Here is an 18,284-nt window from a genome sequence, read left to right as displayed (position 1 = left end):
TCGTATGAATTTTCGTAAAGGACGGGGCAAGGAAGATCCAGAAATCAACTTGATTCCCTTTATTGACGTCTTGTTGGTCATTTTGATTTTCTTGATGGTGACAACGACGTATAGCCGTTTTACAGAATTGCAAATTACTTTGCCCACAGCGGACGCGGAAAAGGCGCAAGATAAACCGAGTCAAATTGAAATTGGTATTGATGCTCAGGGTCGCTATAAAATTAATAGCGAGCCAGTTAGCTTTTTAGATGCGACCAACTTGGCAAATGATTTGAAGAAGGCTGCAGAGGCGATGAATGGTGGTAAAGCAGGTGCACCGGATCCCGTAGTCATCATTAATGCAGACCGCGCAGCCACCCATCAGTCGGTGATTGACGTATTAGAGGCGGCACGTATCGCTGGTTTAGCGAAAGTCACTTTTGCGGCTCAGGCGACTTCTACCTCAAAATAAGTAGTGAGTTATATCAAGGCGCAACTACAAAGGAGAAATCTCTGATGATTTCTCCTTTGTGTTTATGCGGTATCGATAACTCGTCGTTAAGGAGTTTTTTTTGCGCGCGGCATTTGAATCATTTTTGATTAAATCCTGGTCGAAGCGCGGCATTTTGCCGATTTTATTTTGGCCTCTTTCCAAATTGTTTGGTCTCATTCTGAACTTTCGATTTGGCTTGCTGGTAATGGGTTATAGACCTCAGACACAAATGCCGGTACCTGTCATTGTGGTCGGCAATATCTATGTCGGTGGTACTGGTAAAACACCTATGGTTATCTGGTTAGTCGAGCAATTGCGTCTCGCAGGCTGGACCCCCGGTGTTATCTCTCGCGGCTATGGTGCGCATGTAAATAACATTACTGAAGTGACGTTCGCCTCTTTGGCGACGGAAGTTGGAGATGAACCTTTATTAATTGCCCAGCGTACCGGATGTCCCATGATGGTGGGACGGCAAAGAGTGGTGAGCGCACAGCAATTATTAGTGCGATATCCACAGGTCGACGTGATTATTTCGGACGATGGTCTGCAGCACTACGCACTTGGTCGCGATGTGGAAATCCTGATGTTTGATGAGCGCGGAATAGGGAATGGCTGGCTATTGCCGGCAGGTCCTTTGCGTGAATCTGTAAAGCGTCGGCGCGATTTTACTGTTCTGAATTCTGCAAATAAAGTACATGTCCGTGGCATTGGCGATGAGGTGGTCTCCATGCATCTGCGACCCGATGAATTGATGAATCTTCAGCATTCTGAGTTACGACAGTCTTTGACCGAGTTGCGAGGAAAAAAAATTCTGGCGGCAGCAGGCATAGGGAACCCGCAACGTTTCTTTGATACCTTGACTGCGCATGGCCTGGAATTTAATTCTATGCCTTTAGCCGATCATTTCGCTTTTTCTGCAGATCTATTTCAGCATGTTGATGCTGAAATCATTCTTATCACGGAGAAGGATGCAGTAAAATGTCGCCAAATTGCGGGTTTGAAAGATGATCCGCGTATCTGGTTGCTACCTGTTTCTGCTGAACTCGACACAGAATTTCAGACACAGTTGCTCAAGTTACTCAAGTTAACCTCGGAGAAAAAACATGGATGCCCGTCTGCTTGACGTTCTGGTCTGTCCTTTGTGCAAAGGACCTTTGGTCTACGATAAAACCGCACAAGAATTAATTTGTAAAGCCGATCGTTTGGCATTTCCGATCCGCGATGGTATTCCAATTATGTGGGAAGACCAGGCACGCGTGCTGGACGCGGATACTTAAAAAGACTGAGTGATTCTATGAGCTTTGTTGCCATTGTCCCCGCCCGCTTGGCATCGACCCGCTTGCCGAATAAACCTTTAGCTGATATCGGTGGTAAGCCTATGGTGGTGCGCACTGCTGAGCGCGCCTTGATGTCTGGTGCGTCTCAGGTGGTGGTGGCGACTGATCATGCTGACATTTTTGCTGCATGTAGGGCGCATGGCATTGATGTGAAAATGACCCGCAGTGATCATCCATCGGGTACCGATAGAATTGCCGAGGTCGCTGCTGCGCTGGGATTAGCGAACGATGCGGTAGTGGTCAATGTGCAAGGTGATGAGCCCTTGATTGATCCTGCGCTAATTGCTGCTACCGCGTCTTTGGTGAGCGCACAGACGCCTATGGCGACCGCTGCGCATGCAATTTATGAGGCGCAGGATTTGTTCAACCCGAATGTCGTTAAGGTGGTATTGGATAAATTTTCTCGCGCTTTGTATTTTTCTCGCGCAACGATGCCCTGGGCACGCGATGCCTTCGCCCTGGATCAAGAGGTGATGCCGGACGGATATCAAGCACTGCGCCATATCGGTTTGTATGCATATCAAAATCAATTTTTGCAATCCTACCCTACATTGCCAATTTCTCCCCTCGAACAAATCGAAGCGTTAGAGCAATTACGAGTTTTGTGGAACGGTATCGCCATTGCGGTTCATGTAACTGAGCAAAGTCCGGTTGCTGGCGTTGATACACTAGAGGATTTGCAACGCGTCAGAACATTTTTTTGAACTTGTGACAAAAATCCATGTTGTTACTCTTGGAAAGCGTTTCAAGCGGAAAAATCTGTGGTAAATTTCGTAAAGAACAAAATATATGACCGTGCTTTGCACCCATGAGTCAAGATAAAAATAATCGGCAGCAAGTAAAGAATTCAATAAAAAATAAATAAAACAATCAGCATAAAATTAAATGCCTTGTTCGTACGAAAACGAACAGGGCTCACAGAACATTAAACTCGTCTAGGAAATAAAAATGCGTCTTATTTTGTTGGGAGCACCCGGAGCAGGCAAGGGCACGCAAGCCAATTACATTAAGGAAAAATTTGGTATTCCACAAATCTCCACTGGTGATATGCTGCGTGCTGCAGTAAAAGCAGGGACGCCATTGGGCGTGGAAGCAAAAAAAGTGATGGATGCTGGTGGATTGGTATCAGATGACATCATCATCGGCTTGGTTAAAGAGCGCTTAAAACAAGATGATTGCGCCAACGGTTATTTGTTTGATGGTTTTCCAAGAACGACCCCACAAGCGGATGCCATGAAAGACGCCGGTGTTACGATCGATTACGTTTTGGAAATCGACGTGCCTGACAGTGCAATAATTGAACGTATGAGTGGTCGCCGTGTTCATCCAGGTTCAGGTCGTACATATCATGTGAAATTTAATCCACCCAAAGTCGAAGCTAAGGATGATGAAACGGGTGAGGATTTAGTGCAACGTGATGACGATAAAGAAGAGACAGTGCAGAAACGTTTGTCGGTCTATCACAATCAAACGGAAGTTTTGGTTAGCTATTATGGTGATTGGGCAAAATCGGGCAAACCAGGTGCGCCTAAATACCGCAAGATTGCAGGCGTCGGGGCGGTTGATGCCATACGCGACGCGGCATTCGCGGCGCTCTCAGAATAAAAAAAGCGGACCTTGTGTCCGCTTTTTTTTCGATTTGAGTTTTTATAAAATTTTTAATTTTTAGACGGAGGTTCCCTTAACAATTTTCTGTATGGTTTTTGTCCCAATACCAGATTCAGTTTTAAAAACAAAAATGTCTGTTGTTCTATTTCGCTTATTTCTATAAACGGTGTGATTAGTGCTAAGTGACGCTAAGTCAAAAGCTAAGCGCAATCAACACCAACAAAAATTGGAGGCGTCAACATGGTATTAAGTCTGTGGATTGTTGTAGCGTGTGGAGTACTAGCGGTACTTTACGGTTTAATTACAAGAAGTTGGATTTTGAAACAGGATGCGGGAAATGCCCGTATGCAGGAAATTGCGACAGCGATTCAGGAAGGTGCAGCTGCTTACTTGGCGCGCCAATATAAAACAATTGCCATGGTTGGTGTGGTTTTATTCATAGCGATCGCGGTATTGCCAGGCCTTGGTCCAGTAACAGCGATGGGCTTTTTGATCGGTGCGGTATTGTCAGGTGCCTGCGGCTTCATCGGTATGAATGTTTCGGTACGTGCCAACGTGCGTACGGCACAGGCAGCAACCAAAGGTATGAATCAAGCTTTAGATGTGGCATTTAAAGGTGGTGCCATTACCGGCATGTTGGTCGCTGGTTTAGGCTTACTCGGCGTCGCCTTATTCTATATGTACTTGAGCGGCGGTTCTGCCGGTGGCATGTCCCAGCATGATGTGATTAAGCCCTTAATTGGCTTGGCTTTTGGTGCATCCTTGATCTCTATTTTTGCTCGGCTTGGCGGTGGCATCTTTACCAAAGGTGCAGACGTTGGCGCTGACTTGGTGGGCAAAGTCGAAGCAGGTATTCCTGAAGATGATCCGCGTAATCCTGCGGTAATCGCAGATAACGTCGGTGATAATGTCGGCGATTGTGCTGGTATGGCGGCCGATTTGTTTGAAACTTATGTCGTCACTTTGATTGCGACTATGTTGCTCGGTGCTTTGATGGTGACGACTGCTGTGACAGAGGCAATTGTGTATCCACTGATGTTGGGTGCAGTATCGATTCCAGCCTCCATCGTCGGCTGTTCGCTAGTGAAACACACTCCCAGTAAAAAGATTATGTCAGCCTTGTACAAAGGTTTGTGGTGGGCTGCTGGTTTGTCTTTGATTGGTTTTGTTGCGGTCACTTATATGTTATTCAAGGATGACTTGATGCGTCAACAAATGCTGGTCTCGGCAGTGGTCGGTATCGTATTGACTGGCTTGATGGTCTACATCACTGAGTATTACACCGGTACTGATTTCAAACCTGTGCGCCATATCGCTGAAGCGTCTACGACTGGGCATGGTACGAATATTATCGCCGGTCTTGGCGTTTCTATGAAATCCACTGCTTATCCTGTGTTGGCGGTTTGCGTGGCGATTTTGGTGTCGTATAAATTTGGTGGTGGCTTATATGGTATCGCGGTCGCTGCAACTTCCATGTTGTCCATGGCTGGAATTATTGTCGCGTTGGATGCTTATGGTCCGATTACCGATAACGCAGGTGGTATCGCAGAAATGTCAGGTATGGATGAGTCTGTGCGTGCGATTACTGATCCACTCGATGCCGTGGGAAATACGACAAAAGCCGTGACTAAGGGTTATGCGATCGGTTCAGCTGGTCTAGCGGCCTTAGTTTTGTTCGCCGATTACACGCATGCTTTGAGCTCGGTAGGACTTGACGTGAAATTTGATCTGTCTGATCCACAGGTCATTGTCGGTTTGTTTATTGGCGGTTTGATACCTTACTTATTCGGCGCCATGGCGATGGAAGCGGTGGGGCGTGCTGCAGGTGCGGTGGTAGTGGAAGTGCGTCGTCAATTCCGTGATATTAAAGGTATCATGGATGGCACTGGTAAGCCAGAATACGACAAAGCGGTCGATATGCTGACTGCATCGGCGATCAAGGAAATGATTTTGCCTTCCTTGTTGCCAGTAGTCGTACCTATCTTAGTTGGCCTAACACTGGGTCCAGCGGCTTTAGGCGGGATGTTGATGGGAACGATTATCACAGGCTTGTTCGTCGCGATTTCCATGACTACGGGTGGTGGTGCTTGGGATAACGCCAAGAAATATATTGAAGATGGTCATTTTGGTGGTAAAGGTTCCGAGGCGCATAAGGCTGCGGTAACTGGTGATACCGTCGGTGATCCTTACAAAGATACGGCAGGTCCTGCAGTAAATCCTTTGATTAAAATTATTAATATCGTGGCTTTGTTACTGGTACCTTTATTCCCCTTGGTACCTTGGCTGAAAGCCCCAGTGCAGCCTGCCCCAGTGATTTCTCACAAAGCGGATGTATTGCCACAAATGGAAGCACCAGTCGGTTTGGATGTCGTGAAAGTAAAAGCGGCGTCCGCTGGTGAGGCAGCATCTAAGTAGAAATTGACTTGATTTAAGTCTCGCCAACGTAGCATTGTGAAAAGGCAGTGATTGTGATGCAATCACTGCTTTTTTATTGTTTGTGTATTTTTTACTTTCGACAAAGAGCGAAAAGCGAGATAATTGACGTTTACGTTAACGTCATAGTATCTGGTCTTTTGCGGAATGCTTGACGAGTTTCTTGATCAACTTATTTATTTCATTTTAGAGCAGAGGGAAGTATGCAAATTCAAAATAATGTATTTATCATCACTGGCGGCGCATCGGGTTTGGGCGAGGCAACTGCTCGCATGATTACTGCAAATGGCGGTAAAGTCGTGATCGCCGACGTGCAGGCAGAGGCTGGACAAAAATTGGCTGCAGAATTGAATGCGACATTCGTGAAGTGCGACGTGACACAAGAAGCTGATGGTCAGGCAGTTCTTGCCGCTGCTACTGCGGCGGGTACTTTGCGCGGCTTGATCAATTGCGCCGGTGTGGCACCAGCTGTTAAAACAGTCGGCAAAGATGGGGCGCATCCTTTGGAATTATTCCAACGCGTAGTGAATATTAATTTGGTAGGTACGTTCAACATGGCACGATTGGCAGCAGAAGCTATGAGCAAAACGGAAGCGATCCAAGACGAGCGCGGTATTATTATTAATACCGCATCTGTCGCGGCCTTCGATGGTCAAATGGGGCAAGCAGCATATGCTTCTTCTAAGGCAGCGGTAGTTGGATTGACTTTGCCTATGGCACGCGACTTGTCGCGCAACGGCATTCGCGTTATGACGATCGCACCTGGTATTTTTGAAACGCCAATGTTGTTAGGTATGCCGCAAGAAGTGCAAGATGCTTTAGGTAAAATGGTACCGTTCCCATCCCGTTTAGGTAAACCAAATGAATATGCTCAATTGGCAAAATCCATTATTGAAAACATGATGTTGAACGGTGAAACGATACGTTTGGATGGCGCAATTCGTATGCAACCAAAATAAGTTCCAGATTTTTGCTCCAAAAATCACAGTTTCTTGCTTTCTTGCAGACATTTGTCTTGTACGCGAATACACTAGAAGCATAAGAAAAATTTGCTTTTTGGAGTCTGATAGGAATGAATAGTAATGCCACGACAGGCTTGATACTGACCGGTGGCGGTGCTCGTGCCGCATACCAGGTCGGTGTCCTCAAAGCGATCTCAGATATCTTGTTAGAGCAAGGCTGGGATCCTAAAAAAAATCCCTTTGGTATTATTTGTGGCACTTCCGCTGGTGCCATCAATGCAACCGCGCTTGCATCTCGTATCGATCATTTCAAAGAGTCGGTCGATAGCATCATGCACATTTGGAGTAACTTCGAGGCTGCACAAGTGTATAGGGCAGACTCCTTAGGCGTGATACGCTCCGGCGCGCGCTGGCTGTCGATTATGTCTTTCGGTTGGCTTTTGAATAAATGGCGCAAGTCACCGCCAACTTCCTTGCTCGATAACTCCCCTTTGGCGGGCTTGTTGCATCGTATGTTAGATATGGAGCGCTTGGACAAAGCTTTTGAAACGGGTGATTTGCAAGCGCTTGCGGTCACTGCCTCATCCTACACCACTGGGCATCATCTCACTTTTTATCAGACGCTAAATGATATTGAACCTTGGGTTCGCAGCCAGCGTTTAGCGCAACGCGATTTTATCGGCGTTCAGCATCTATTGGCATCATCTGCCATCCCTTTTATTTTTCCTTCTATTCCGTTAAATTGGGGCGGTCACCTTGAATATTGTGGTGACGGTTCTATGCGCCAGCTTGCACCGATTTCTCCCGCGATTCATCTTGGCGCGAATAAGGTGTTAATCGTCGGGGCAGGGCGTTTGTCTGAGCCAGCGCGTCAGAATTTTGATTTGGCAACTTATCCTAGTTTGGCTCAAATTGCCGGTCATGCGATGTCGAGTATATTTTTGGATAGTTTGGCAGTTGATATTGAGCGTCTGACCCGCATCAATAAGACACTGTCTATGCTACCTGCTGATTTGCTCGAAAGAACTCCACTGAAACCCGTCGATTTGCTGGTGATTGCGCCATCTGAGCGCTTAGACGAGATCGCCAGCCGTCACACTCAAAGCTTACCTTTGCCTGTGCGTACTATGCTAGGAGGTATTGGTGCCACCGACGTACGGGGTTCGGCGTTAGCGTCGTACTTGTTGTTTGAGGCTAGTTATACGAAAGAATTAATCGCCTTGGGTGTCAAAGATACTTTCGCTATGAAGGCTGAGGTGATTCGCTTCTTTCAAGCGCAGAACGCCTCCAAGCAAGATGAACCTGAAGTGGAAACGAACTTAGCTTAAAACCTTATTTGACTGACAAGCGCTAGGCGTGCGATTATACTTTTTGATCTTTATTTTAACTCTGCTTCTTTAATGCCAATTTAATGCGAATTCATTTAAGACAGTTGTTGCTAATTTTTAGTCTGTATCTAGGCATCTGTTTCAGTGCTTTGGCTGGGGATGTCGGTCAAATCAATGTGCGTGATTTGCCACCAGAAGCGAAGCAGACTTTACGTTTAATTCAGCAAGGTGGACCTTTTCCTTATGATAAAGACGGTTCCGTGTTTGGTAACTATGAACGCCAATTGCCCAAACGTGCCCGTGGCTATTATCGCGAATATACTGTGAAGACACCCTACTCAAGAAATCGTGGAGCTAGACGCATTATTGCCGGCGGCGAGCGTCTGTCTTATTCTGAGTTTTACTACACCGATGATCATTACGCCAGTTTCAAGCGGATTAAAGAGTAGAACTCTGTGTCCTTAGAAGCTTGCGAATTTAATATTGGCGACGTTTATTGTCGTGACTATCGTTGTAATCGTTGTTGATATTATCGTTATAAATATTACGCCAACCACCTATTGAGGATGAAATGAGTTTGTTAAGCACGGTTAGCCCCAATGCAGTGCAATCAATCAGAGCTTTTCGTAGCCCAGACTTGCAGGCAGAAGCGACCGCCACCGGTCAGCATTTTTTATACGCGTATTGCGCTCATAACTTGAATAAACAAGAAGTGTTAAATACGATTGCAGACTCATTTGGTTTTCCTAGTTATTTTGGCCATAATTTTGACGCACTTTATGACTGTTTGACCGATTCAGTACATAAAGCTGGGCAGCAAAATGGTTTCGTCGTGGTGATAGAGCATTTGCCAAATACCGAGCATTTTGATAAAGAATTACGCGAAACCTTACTTGATGTGTTTCGCGATGCTGCCGACTATTGGGCTAAAAAGAAAGTGGCATTCAGAGTTTTTTATTCTTTTGAGTAGTTGATTTTGTGATATCTAGAAAGCCTGAATTTAGTCGAATTCAGGCTTTTTGCTTGGGCTTAGACCGGGACAGAGGTACAATGCGGCAATGAAAAAAATCGTCATCCTTATTTCTGGACGCGGTAGCAATATGCAAGCCATCGTCCAAGCCTCACAATCCCAACAATGGCCAGCACAGATCGCTGCGGTAATTAGCAATAAGCCTGATGCCGCCGGCCTGGCGTACGCCGCTAGCCAAGGTATTCCTACCATGGTGGTGGAAAGCAAAGCTTTCCCAAATCGAGAGAGTTTTGACACGGCTTTACAGCAGGCGATCGATAGTTTTCGAGCTGATTTGGTAGTGTTGGCAGGATTTATGCGTATCCTAACACCGCAATTCGTTCAGCATTATGAAAACCGCATTATGAATATTCACCCATCCTTGTTACCTAGTTTTGTGGGCTTACATACGCATCAACAAGCTTTGGATGCAGGGGTGAAATTTCACGGTGCAACTGTCCATTTTGTGACGGCAGAGTTGGATCATGGCCCTATCATTGATCAGGCATGTGTGCGCATCGAGCATGCTGATACCGAAGATACGCTGGCGCAGAAATTACTAGTCAAAGAACATCAAATTTATCCACGCGCCGTGCGTTTATTCGTTGAAGGCAAATTAGTGGTTGAAGGCAATCGCGTGATTGTTAATGGATCCGACGCAGATAGCTGCGCGATCTAATCGTATTTACAGAGGAATGACATGAGATTACCACCAGCCATGATAGGCCATACCGAAGCAGTTTTGCGTGAAGTATTACGTTTTACCGGTCCTGCCGACGGCACATTATCACGCTACTTCAGAGAGAATCCACGTCTTGGCGGCCGCGAGCGTGGCGTGATCGCTGAAGCGATTTATGGCTTGCTTAGAAATAAAAGTGTCTACACCAGTTTTTCTGAATCTGGTACCGGTTCTGCGATGCGCCGTATTACTTTACTGGGCTTGGCGGATGCAGTCGGGATTGACGCTTTAGGCGGCCTGAGCGAAGAAGAAGATGTCTGGTTACGCCGCGTGATGGATATTGATCGCAGTCATTTACCGCATTCTTTGAAATCGAATTTGCCTGATTGGTTGTGGCAAAAATTGTCGACCAAATTTGGCGAAGAAGAAGCGATGAAATTGGCCAATGCATTGAACGCCCCAGCCTCGTTGGATTTGCGTGTCAATGCCTTGAAATCGAATCGTGAAGACGTAATTGCATCATTAGCGCAGGCGCCAATTTTGGCCGAAGCAACGCCGTATTCTGCGTTGGGTTTGCGCATCATCAAAAAACCATCGATACAGAATTTACCTTTATTTAAAGACGGCACGATAGAAGTGCAGGACGAAGGTAGTCAAGTATTGGCGCAATTGCTAGGTGCGAAACGTGGTGAGATGGTCGCCGATTTCTGTGCTGGTGCTGGCGGTAAAACTTTGGCCCTGGGTGCCGCGATGCGCAATACTGGCCGTTTATATGCCTTCGATATTTCTGAAAAGCGTCTGGCAAAATTGAAACCACGCTTGGCGCGCAGTGGTCTATCAAATGTGCATCCAGTGGTGATAGCGCATGAGCGTGATGCCAAAATCAAACGCTTAGCAGGCAAGTTAGACCGAGTCTTGGTCGATGCGCCTTGCAGTGGTTTAGGTACTTTGCGTCGCAATCCCGATGTGAAATGGCGTCAGACTCAGGTTGGCGTGGCAGAACTCAATGTTAAGCAAGCTTCCATTCTCGATAGTGCAGCACGCCTAGTTAAAGGCGGTGGCCGTTTGGTGTATGCGACTTGCAGTATCCTCGATGAAGAGAACGAAGGTATCGTCGAGCAATTTTTGGCGACGCACCCAGACTTCACTTTACTGCCAGTTTCTCAAGTACTGGAAGAGCAAAAAATTCAATTGGAAATGGGTGATTATCTGAAGCTCTACCCGCATGTACACAATACGGACGGCTTCTTTGCCGCTGTGTTCCAACGTAATAAGTTGGTGGCAAAAACGCTAGCTGCTGAGGATTCTGAGCTTGATCCAGTAGCTGATGCAGAGTAATTTTTCAGGTTAAGGTTTAGGTTACCCGTTTTGTTTAAAGTTTTAGCGCAAGTCTCCTCAATGCAAATTATGGAAACACAATCTTTAACGCGTCTCATTGCTGAAATATCTGCAGATTTGGGTAATCCAAGTTTGCTATTTCAGCTACTCGCGTTACTGACTTGTTTTTCGCTAGCGTGGTTGATGTCACGCAGTATCCAACGTTTTTTTGCCACAGTTGATCATACTTCTGGCGTACTTAAAATTGGTGTCGAAAGTTTTTCGCGTGTTTTGTGGCCTTTGCTTGCACTGATTTTCTTATTTCTCTCGAAACTAGTTATTGGCAAATTTCAACATACCGGTTTGTTGAAATTATTCTTCCCTATCCTAAGCTCGTTTGCCTTAATACGATTTAGTTTTTATGTATTCCGACGCGCGTTTGTACGCGACGGTGCAGTGGGAAATACCTTGTTGATTTTTGAGAAGGTGTTTGCCGGTCTGGTTTGGCTGGGATTAGTGCTGCACTTTACTGGCATGTGGGGAGAGATTTTTCAGGCTTTAGAAGAAGTGATTCTGCCATTGGGGAAAAGCAAGGTCTCTTTACTGGCAATATTACAGGGCATCGCTTCGGTCGCTTTAACAGTCGTGTTGGCCTTGTGGCTCAGTGCCATGATTGAAGCTAGGTTGATGCTTATTCCTAGTATGCATTCCTCTTTAAAGGTGGTGCTATCCCGTTTGGGGCGTGCTGTTTTTATTTTAATGGCGATTCTTGTCAGTTTGTCTTTAGTGGGAATAGACCTGACTGTCTTATCGGTATTCGGCGGTGCGCTTGGGGTTGGTCTCGGTTTGGGTTTGCAAAGAATCACTAGTAGTTATGTGTCAGGATTTATCATTTTGTTTGATCGCAGTTTGTCTATTGGTGACATGATTACCGTCGATAAATTCAGTGGTTGCGTCACACAAATTAACACTCGCTATACGGTTTTAAAAGGCTTGGACGGTGTAGAGTCAATTATTCCTAATGAGATGTTGGTGTCAAATCCAGTTCAAAATTTGTCTTTGACTGACCGTGCGGTTGTTGTCACGACAGATTTCACGGTTGCGTATGATACTGATTTGGATGCGCTGTTACCTGCCTTAAATGAAACCGTGAAGGACGTGCCGCGAGTTTCTCCCAATATCGCGCCATCGGCGTATTTGCTACGTTTTGGGGCGGATGGATTTGAAATTCGCGTGGGATTTTGGATCGATGATCCTGAAAATGGTCGCACCAATATTACTTCTGAGGTGAATCGGGCAATTTGGTCTTTATTGCAAGAGCGTGGTGTGCAGTTGCCTTTCCCTCAGCGCGAAGTTAGGGTTTTTCAAGTACCCGTAAAGCCATAAGTGCTTAAATCGGCGTAGAATAATAATGTTCTTGGGAAATTTTTTGTGAGCTCGTGTTGCATGTGTTCTGATTATGACGAGTTCCGAGTTTGTTTTTATCTGGAGTGGTATATATTTTGAGTAACTTTATAGAGTTAGCTTTGGATTTCTTTAGCAACGGCGTAACAGGTGCCAGTGGCTGGCAGGTATTTATTTTTACCATGGTGGTGACGCATATCACCATCGCCAGCGTGACAATTTTCCTGCATCGCTGTCAGGCGCATCGCGCTTTGGATTTGCATGCAATCCCTAGTCATTTTTTCCGTTTCTGGTTGTGGTTGACGACGGGACAAGTAACGAAGGAGTGGGCTGCAGTGCATCGCAAACATCACGCCAAATGCGAGACTGAGGAAGATCCACATAGCCCAGTAACGCGCGGCATTAAAAAAGTTTTACTGGAAGGTGCGGAGCTGTATCGCACGGAATCTAAAAATTTAGAAACTATCAGCAAGTATGGTCATGGTACGCCAGATGATTGGATGGAACGTAATGTGTACACACGTTTCAGTTGGCAAGGTGTTGCATTGATGTTGATCATTGATATCATTTTGTTTGGTGCTATCGGTGTGACAGTCTGGGCTGTACAGATGTTATGGATTCCAATTACCGCTGCTGGCATTATTAATGGTATCGGTCACTATTGGGGTTATCGCAATTACGAGTGTGCAGATGCAGCGACGAATATTGTGCCTTGGGGTATCTTGATTGGTGGCGAAGAACTGCATAATAACCATCATACATTTGGTACCTCGGCTAAGTTGTCTTCCAAATGGTATGAGTTCGATATCGGTTGGCTCTACATTCGTATCTTGGAAACCGTTAAATTGGCGAAGGTGAAGAAAGTCGCACCGCAGCCTAAGTTTGATGCGGCCAAGATGGTAGTGGATGTGGAAACTTTGCAAGCGGTGATTACGAATCGTTATGATGTGATGGCGAAATACGCCAAATCATTGAAAAAGACGTGGCGCGCTGAGTTTGAAAGCTTGCGTGACCAGGCTAAACTAGAGAAAAGTTTTTTGAAGGCAGTGAAGAAAAATTTGCAACGCGAACCAGCTAAATTAGAAGCACCACAACAACAGCAATTGGTGGAATTGTTTAACCATAGTGCAGCACTGAAAACTATGCATGACATGCGTGCAGAGTTGAATGCAATTTGGGAGCGTTCTAGTGCCACTCGCGAACAACTGGTGGCGCAATTGCAAGACTGGTGTCAACGTGCAGAGGCTTCAGGGATTAAGACTTTGCAAGAGTTCTCTTTGCGTCTAAGAAGTTACGCATAGTTTTGTTTGTCTTTGAAAAAAATGGCGCTTCGAGCGCCATTTTTTATGTCTTATGCTTTTGTCGGAATACTATTTTTTTTGCGAATATTGTAAAAATACCAGCATGATGCCTGGCTGCAAAACAGCAAACTTGCTCGAGCCTCTGTAGATGCGCAGCGCTTTTTAATGTGTCGTCGTTTTTGTAAGGATTAAGTAGTCGTCGCTAGGGAAAACAAGTCAATATGTGCCAATACAGACGAAAAAAAACCTGCAAAATTTGCAGGTTTTTTGGACATTCTACTAAAACTAGAATCAAGTAAAGCTTACTTAATTTTTGTTTCTTTGTAGATAACGTGCTTACGTGCCTTTGGATCAAACTTCATGATCTCCATTTTTTCAGGCATCGTACGTTTGTTTTTTGATGTCGTGTAGAAGTGACCTGTACCAGCAGTCGATTCTAATTTGATTTTGTCGCGACCAGATTTAGCCATGATATTTTCCTAAAAATAGTTTCTGCTTAAACTTTTTCGCCGCGAGCACGCATGTCAACCAAAACGGCATCGATACCGATTTTGTCAACAACACGCAAACCTGCGTTAGACAAACGCAGGGAAACCCAGCGATTTTCTGATTCTACGAAAAAGCGACGATTTTGCAGGTTAGGCAAAAAGCGACGTTTAGTTTTGTTGTTCGCATGGGAAACGTTGTTGCCAACCATTGGCCCCTTCCCAGTAACTTGGCATACACGCGCCATGTTTAGCTCCTTAATGATTTCCGAAATTGGAAAAAACGAAAGTATAACTAAAAAACTTTGAAATATCAACGACTTGTGAAAAACAATTGTGTCTTTTCTCTTCTCATGAATTTAACAATTTAAGTTTTCCCTATGAGGCACAACCTTAGGTCCTACATTTGCCCGTGCTCGGCAAAGGAGTGCACAGTGTTGTTAGCGACGATAAAATGATCCAAAACTCGGATATCGACCAAGGCAAGTGCTGATTTTAAGTTTTGTGTCAGGCTTATATCGGCCTGACTTGGTTCTGGTGAGCCAGAAGGATGATTGTGCGCCAGAATGATGCTGGCTGCATTCTGTGCCAACGCGCTTTTGACGACTTCTCTTGGGTACACGCTGGCATGACTTAGACTACCTCGGAATAACTCTTGAGCGGCGATTAAACGGTTCTTAACGTCAAGAAATAGGACGACGAAAGATTCATACTGTTTATTGCCGATTTGTAGCTGTAAATATTGTTTGACGGCTTGAGGGGAGGATAAGGATGATGTGGTTTCAAGCTCCTCTGAAATAGACCGTTTTGCTAACTCCAATACCGCTTGTAGTTGTGCGTATTTTGCGCTGCCAAGTCCATGTACTTGAGCAAATTCTTTTAAATTGGCAGAAAATAGGGCGCGCAAAGAGCCAAACTGTAGCAACATGTCACGCCCCAGGTCGACCGCGCTTTTCCCTTTCACACCGACCCTTAGAAATACCGACAGCAATTCAGCATCAGATAAGGCGGATGCGCCATATTTAATCAAGCGCTCGCGTGGACGTTGATCTTCAGGCCAATGATTGATTCCCATCGTATTTCTTCACCTTCCAAAAAGGGTGTACAGAGATTTTCTGGTTCGACTGACTTACAATAGAGCCTTAGCGTTTCAAAAATCTAAAAGATCGAAGTTGAAACAAAGTCGCAAAATAAGCAGAAAGTGAATTATGTCTGAAAAGTCTTTACTTGTCGTTAATAATGGTGCGTATTTAACCTTACACTATCGCCTTGCAACACTGGATGGTGAGGACATCATTTCCACCTTTCATGAGAGTCCAGCGACTTTGTTATTAGGGCAAGGCCAATTGTCTCCAGGGTTGGAGCATGCGTTGTTAGGTTTGGAAGAGGGCTCGCATACGACCCAAGAGTTGGCACCTGAACAAGCTTTCGGTCTGCGCAACCCTGACCTTGTGCAGCGTGTTTCATTGAAGACGTTACGTGAAAACTCAGCCTATGGTGAAGAATTTAAAGTGGGTGATTTGATTGACTTTTCTGCTCCATCGGGCGGCCAATTTGCCGGTGTGATTCAAGAATTAGACGAGGAGTCAGCCCTGTTTGATTTTAATCATCCTTTGGCAGGTCAACGCGTATTATTTGAAACCAAGATTATCGGCATACTGTGAGTGGAACTATGAGCGAATTAAACCAAGAAATTTTGTTGGCGCAGCCGCGTGGTTTTTGTGCTGGCGTTGATCGAGCAATCGATATTGTAGAACTTGCTCTGGCGCAGTTTGGTGCACCAATTTATGTGCGACATGAGATCGTACATAATGCCTACGTGGTCAATGATCTGCGCGAAAAAGGCGCCATTTTTATAGAAGAGCTGGATGATGTGCCTACTGGCAGCACCTTGATTTTTTCGGCGCACGGTGTTTCGCAATCGATACGGGATGAGGCAGATAAACGCGGCTTAAAGATATTTGATGCGACCTGCCCGTTAGTTACCAAGGTACATATTGAAGTTTCAAAAATGCGCAAAGAAGGCCGTGAAATCATTATGATTGGTCATCAAGGTCACCCTGAAGTGGAAGGGACAATGGGACAGAGTGATGGTGGCATGTATCTCGTAGAGACGGCAGAAGATGTCGCTAGTTTGCAAGTTTCAGATTCTGCTTTGTTAGCCTATGTCTCGCAAACCACCTTGTCTGTCGATGATACGGCAGATATTATCGCCGCGCTTAAGGAAAAGTTTCCTTTGATTGCAGAGCCCAAAAAAGGTGACATCTGCTATGCAACGACAAACCGCCAGGCCGCTGTTAAGTTCATGGCGCCGCAAGTCGATTTAGTGATCGTTGTCGGCAGTAAAAATAGCTCGAATTCAAATCGCCTGCGTGAAGTCGCGCAAAAGATGGGCACCACATCCTATATGGTGGATAAGGCTGCTGACATCGATCCTGCTTGGTTGGATAATTGTGTCCGTGTAGGCGTTACTGCCGGCGCATCTGCACCTGAGATTTTAGTGAATCAAGTGATTGACCAATTGAAATCGTTTGGTGTGAGAAGTGTGCGCACCTTGGACGGCGAAGAAGAGCATGTCACTTTCCCCTTGCCAAAAGGTTTGATTAACCCAGCCAAACAATGATGTTTTGAAGTTCTTTGCTAGCTTGGAACATGTGGCTGAAAGTCGTTAAAAAACTGCTTTCAGCGCTGTCTTTAATTGTTTGTTATCGCAACGTGTAATCTTGACTAGTGGCGTGCGATGCCAATCCGCAAATGCCTGCAGCGTTTTTGTTAGATCTTTGCTTAATGCGTCGCTGAATTTGACATCGTCTTCGAGATGCAGAGCCTTAATCTCCATCACACCGTCTTTCCTATGCGCTTTTGCATCGATACGGCCTATGATTTTACCGCGTCGTAAAATAGGTAAAGTGAAGTAGCCAAATTTACGCTTCGCTTCTGGCGTATAGCACTCAATACGATAATCAAATTCGAAGAATTCTAATGCGCGTTTTCTATCCCAAACGACTGGGTCAAACGGCGACAATAAGCAGGTGTGTGTCGCGCGTAATTTGCCGGCTAAGGCTTGATCGATCAGTGTTTGCTGGTTGGGGTGAAAGTAGGCAGCTTCCGGCCAACCGGATACTTCAATTTTTCTCAATAAACCCTGCTGATATAGAGTTTCTGCTTGAATCTCAGGCGGTATTTTTTTCATTCGAAAATAATCAGCGATCCAACTTGCTTTGCAGATGCCTAAAGCGCATACCGCATCTAAGACTTGATCGCGATGATCATCGAGCGGAATGCGTAAATCGCGTTGATCATTCCAGTTGGGATGCACACGCTCGGTCAGATCATAGACACGGTGAAATTTTTGGCGACGCGTCACCATCACTTTGCCTGTAGTAAATAAAACTTCGAGCGAACGTTTCTCCGGTTTCCATTCCCACCAACCGCCGGCTTTTCCATCGGTGCGCTCAAAGTCAGCCGAGCGACAAGCACCAAATTCTGTAATGTGTCTCAGGATTTGTTTAACTTGACTAGCGTTTTCTTTTAGCCAAGTTTGATTAAACTTCCAACCCATAGCATCGGGATTAAGCATTTGATGGCGGTAGCGGCCAAAGCTTTCTATTGGGAGAAAACAGGCTTCGTGAGACCAGTATTCAAATAGACGACCTTCTTCCAAATGTTGCTCTAACCATTCAGCTTGATAGTCGCCAAGTCGGCTCCACAACACTAAATAAGGACTACGTGCAACGACGCTGATGGTGTCGATTTGCAAAACACCCATGCGCCGTATCATGTCGATTACATGATCCTTATTGGCGCGGCGTTTAGGCGTGCTCAATAAACCTTGAGCGGCTAGATGAATGTTTCTGGCGGCAGTCAGGCTGAGTTGCATATCGGGTGTAGTGGGGGGATCTTAAAATCCCTCAACATAGGCAAGTAACATACGGCTTAACTATGTTGA

19 protein-coding genes and 1 pseudogene are annotated in these 18,284 nt (G+C 45.5%); 16 read left to right on the top strand and 4 right to left on the bottom strand.

Translation table 11 applies throughout. The features are described from left to right. Window positions 1-4 precede the first annotated feature (4 nt). From ACO0KZ_RS01935 to ACO0KZ_RS01870, 14 genes and pseudogenes are all read left to right on the top strand, one after another. Window positions 5-451, top strand: a complete 447-nt coding sequence (locus ACO0KZ_RS01935) for a biopolymer transporter ExbD (protein WP_314861476.1) — start codon at window positions 5-7, stop codon at window positions 449-451. A gap of 100 nt (window positions 452-551) precedes the next feature. Further along, window positions 552-1,595: a tetraacyldisaccharide 4'-kinase gene (lpxK, locus tag ACO0KZ_RS01930; protein WP_422992184.1), complete on the top strand. Its 1,044-nt coding sequence runs from the start codon at window positions 552-554 to the stop codon at window positions 1,593-1,595. After that, the gene (locus ACO0KZ_RS01925) at window positions 1,576-1,749 is read left to right on the top strand and encodes a Trm112 family protein (protein ID WP_422992182.1); all 174 of its coding nucleotides are present in this window, start codon (window positions 1,576-1,578) and stop codon (window positions 1,747-1,749) included. Before lpxK ends, ACO0KZ_RS01925 begins: the two co-directional genes overlap by 20 nt. A 17-nt stretch (window positions 1,750-1,766) precedes the next feature. Next, window positions 1,767-2,513, top strand: coding sequence for a 3-deoxy-manno-octulosonate cytidylyltransferase (gene kdsB, locus ACO0KZ_RS01920; protein ID WP_422992180.1), 747 nt, complete (start codon window positions 1,767-1,769; stop codon window positions 2,511-2,513). A 244-nt stretch (window positions 2,514-2,757) separates the two neighbouring features. Beyond that, entirely contained in the window at window positions 2,758-3,414 is a 657-nt protein-coding gene (gene adk / locus ACO0KZ_RS01915; RefSeq protein ID WP_422992178.1) for an adenylate kinase, read from the top strand. A gap of 243 nt (window positions 3,415-3,657) precedes the next feature. After that, entirely contained in the window at window positions 3,658-5,832 is a 2,175-nt protein-coding gene (locus tag ACO0KZ_RS01910) for a sodium-translocating pyrophosphatase (protein ID WP_422992176.1), read from the top strand. Between the two features lie 221 nt (window positions 5,833-6,053). Further along, the gene (locus ACO0KZ_RS01905) at window positions 6,054-6,809 is read left to right on the top strand and encodes a 3-hydroxyacyl-CoA dehydrogenase (protein WP_422992174.1); all 756 of its coding nucleotides are present in this window, start codon (window positions 6,054-6,056) and stop codon (window positions 6,807-6,809) included. Between the two features lie 113 nt (window positions 6,810-6,922). Further along, entirely contained in the window at window positions 6,923-8,140 is a 1,218-nt protein-coding gene (locus tag ACO0KZ_RS01900; RefSeq protein ID WP_422992172.1) for a patatin-like phospholipase family protein, read from the top strand. An 83-nt stretch (window positions 8,141-8,223) separates the two neighbouring features. Then, window positions 8,224-8,589, top strand: coding sequence for a ribonuclease domain-containing protein (locus ACO0KZ_RS01895; protein WP_422992170.1), 366 nt, complete (start codon window positions 8,224-8,226; stop codon window positions 8,587-8,589). 110 nt (window positions 8,590-8,699) lie between these two features. Beyond that, window positions 8,700-9,110 (top strand): annotated as a pseudogene (locus ACO0KZ_RS01890) (barstar family protein); the annotation flags it as partial. An 88-nt stretch (window positions 9,111-9,198) separates the two neighbouring features. Beyond that, entirely contained in the window at window positions 9,199-9,828 is a 630-nt protein-coding gene (gene purN / locus ACO0KZ_RS01885) for a phosphoribosylglycinamide formyltransferase (protein ID WP_422992168.1), read from the top strand. 21 nt (window positions 9,829-9,849) lie between these two features. Then, window positions 9,850-11,166, top strand: coding sequence for an RsmB/NOP family class I SAM-dependent RNA methyltransferase (locus tag ACO0KZ_RS01880; protein WP_422992166.1), 1,317 nt, complete (start codon window positions 9,850-9,852; stop codon window positions 11,164-11,166). 69 nt (window positions 11,167-11,235) lie between these two features. Then, entirely contained in the window at window positions 11,236-12,531 is a 1,296-nt protein-coding gene (locus tag ACO0KZ_RS01875; RefSeq protein ID WP_422992164.1) for a mechanosensitive ion channel family protein, read from the top strand. 116 nt (window positions 12,532-12,647) lie between these two features. Further along, window positions 12,648-13,850, top strand: coding sequence for a DesA family fatty acid desaturase (locus ACO0KZ_RS01870; protein WP_422992162.1), 1,203 nt, complete (start codon window positions 12,648-12,650; stop codon window positions 13,848-13,850). A 302-nt stretch (window positions 13,851-14,152) separates the two neighbouring features. On the opposite strand, the gene rpmG is transcribed toward ACO0KZ_RS01870, so the two are convergent. The 3 genes from rpmG to radC all read right to left on the bottom strand — a co-directional run bounded on the left by rpmG (window position 14,153) and on the right by radC (window position 15,410). Continuing rightward, window positions 14,153-14,320 carry a 50S ribosomal protein L33 gene (rpmG, locus tag ACO0KZ_RS01865; RefSeq protein ID WP_110257750.1) on the bottom strand — a complete coding sequence of 56 codons (168 nt, stop codon included), beginning with the start codon at window positions 14,318-14,320 and terminating at the stop codon, window positions 14,153-14,155. A gap of 26 nt (window positions 14,321-14,346) precedes the next feature. Continuing rightward, on the bottom strand, window positions 14,347-14,583 hold the full coding sequence (gene rpmB, locus ACO0KZ_RS01860) for a 50S ribosomal protein L28 (protein ID WP_186890252.1): 237 nt from the start codon (window positions 14,581-14,583) through the stop codon (window positions 14,347-14,349). Between the two features lie 152 nt (window positions 14,584-14,735). Beyond that, complete coding sequence (radC, locus tag ACO0KZ_RS01855; RefSeq protein ID WP_422992160.1) at window positions 14,736-15,410, bottom strand: RadC family protein; 675 nt, start codon at window positions 15,408-15,410, stop codon at window positions 14,736-14,738. Between the two features lie 133 nt (window positions 15,411-15,543). On the opposite strand from radC, the gene ACO0KZ_RS01850 reads away from it, so the two are divergent. Together ACO0KZ_RS01850 and ispH are read left to right on the top strand one after the other, a co-directional pair. Further along, window positions 15,544-15,999 (top strand): FKBP-type peptidyl-prolyl cis-trans isomerase, encoded by a 456-nt coding sequence (locus ACO0KZ_RS01850; RefSeq protein WP_422992158.1) that lies wholly within the window; start codon window positions 15,544-15,546, stop codon window positions 15,997-15,999. An 8-nt stretch (window positions 16,000-16,007) separates the two neighbouring features. After that, complete coding sequence (gene ispH, locus ACO0KZ_RS01845; RefSeq protein ID WP_422992156.1) at window positions 16,008-16,958, top strand: 4-hydroxy-3-methylbut-2-enyl diphosphate reductase; 951 nt, start codon at window positions 16,008-16,010, stop codon at window positions 16,956-16,958. A gap of 45 nt (window positions 16,959-17,003) precedes the next feature. Here ispH and ACO0KZ_RS01840 read toward each other — a convergent pair whose 3' ends face one another. Beyond that, window positions 17,004-18,215 carry a winged helix-turn-helix domain-containing protein gene (locus ACO0KZ_RS01840; protein WP_422992154.1) on the bottom strand — a complete coding sequence of 404 codons (1,212 nt, stop codon included), beginning with the start codon at window positions 18,213-18,215 and terminating at the stop codon, window positions 17,004-17,006. Between the last annotated feature and the right edge of the window lie 69 nt (window positions 18,216-18,284).

This window comes from Undibacterium sp. Di24W (genome assembly GCF_049340325.1).
GTDB lineage: Bacteria > Pseudomonadota > Gammaproteobacteria > Burkholderiales > Burkholderiaceae_D > Undibacterium.
This window is presented reverse-complemented; position numbering and strand designations above follow the sequence as displayed.

What these genes read in the sequence shown, in the direction of transcription:
- ACO0KZ_RS01935 (WP_314861476.1), top strand. Translation starts at nt 5, where the DNA reads ATGAATTTTCGTAAAGGACGGGGCAAGGAAGATCCAGAAATCAACTTG.
- ACO0KZ_RS01925 (WP_422992182.1), top strand. Translation starts at nt 1,576, where the DNA reads ATGGATGCCCGTCTGCTTGACGTTCTGGTCTGTCCTTTGTGCAAAGGA.
- kdsB (WP_422992180.1), top strand. Translation starts at nt 1,767, where the DNA reads ATGAGCTTTGTTGCCATTGTCCCCGCCCGCTTGGCATCGACCCGCTTG.
- adk (WP_422992178.1), top strand. Translation starts at nt 2,758, where the DNA reads ATGCGTCTTATTTTGTTGGGAGCACCCGGAGCAGGCAAGGGCACGCAA.
- ACO0KZ_RS01910 (WP_422992176.1), top strand. Translation starts at nt 3,658, where the DNA reads ATGGTATTAAGTCTGTGGATTGTTGTAGCGTGTGGAGTACTAGCGGTA.
- ACO0KZ_RS01905 (WP_422992174.1), top strand. Translation starts at nt 6,054, where the DNA reads ATGCAAATTCAAAATAATGTATTTATCATCACTGGCGGCGCATCGGGT.
- ACO0KZ_RS01900 (WP_422992172.1), top strand. Translation starts at nt 6,923, where the DNA reads ATGAATAGTAATGCCACGACAGGCTTGATACTGACCGGTGGCGGTGCT.
- ACO0KZ_RS01895 (WP_422992170.1), top strand. Translation starts at nt 8,224, where the DNA reads ATGCGAATTCATTTAAGACAGTTGTTGCTAATTTTTAGTCTGTATCTA.
- purN (WP_422992168.1), top strand. Translation starts at nt 9,199, where the DNA reads ATGAAAAAAATCGTCATCCTTATTTCTGGACGCGGTAGCAATATGCAA.
- ACO0KZ_RS01880 (WP_422992166.1), top strand. Translation starts at nt 9,850, where the DNA reads ATGAGATTACCACCAGCCATGATAGGCCATACCGAAGCAGTTTTGCGT.
- ACO0KZ_RS01875 (WP_422992164.1), top strand. Translation starts at nt 11,236, where the DNA reads ATGGAAACACAATCTTTAACGCGTCTCATTGCTGAAATATCTGCAGAT.
- rpmG (WP_110257750.1), bottom strand. Translation starts at nt 14,320, where the DNA reads ATGGCTAAATCTGGTCGCGACAAAATCAAATTAGAATCGACTGCTGGT.
- rpmB (WP_186890252.1), bottom strand. Translation starts at nt 14,583, where the DNA reads ATGGCGCGTGTATGCCAAGTTACTGGGAAGGGGCCAATGGTTGGCAAC.
- radC (WP_422992160.1), bottom strand. Translation starts at nt 15,410, where the DNA reads ATGGGAATCAATCATTGGCCTGAAGATCAACGTCCACGCGAGCGCTTG.
- ACO0KZ_RS01850 (WP_422992158.1), top strand. Translation starts at nt 15,544, where the DNA reads ATGTCTGAAAAGTCTTTACTTGTCGTTAATAATGGTGCGTATTTAACC.
- ispH (WP_422992156.1), top strand. Translation starts at nt 16,008, where the DNA reads ATGAGCGAATTAAACCAAGAAATTTTGTTGGCGCAGCCGCGTGGTTTT.
- ACO0KZ_RS01840 (WP_422992154.1), bottom strand. Translation starts at nt 18,215, where the DNA reads ATGCAACTCAGCCTGACTGCCGCCAGAAACATTCATCTAGCCGCTCAA.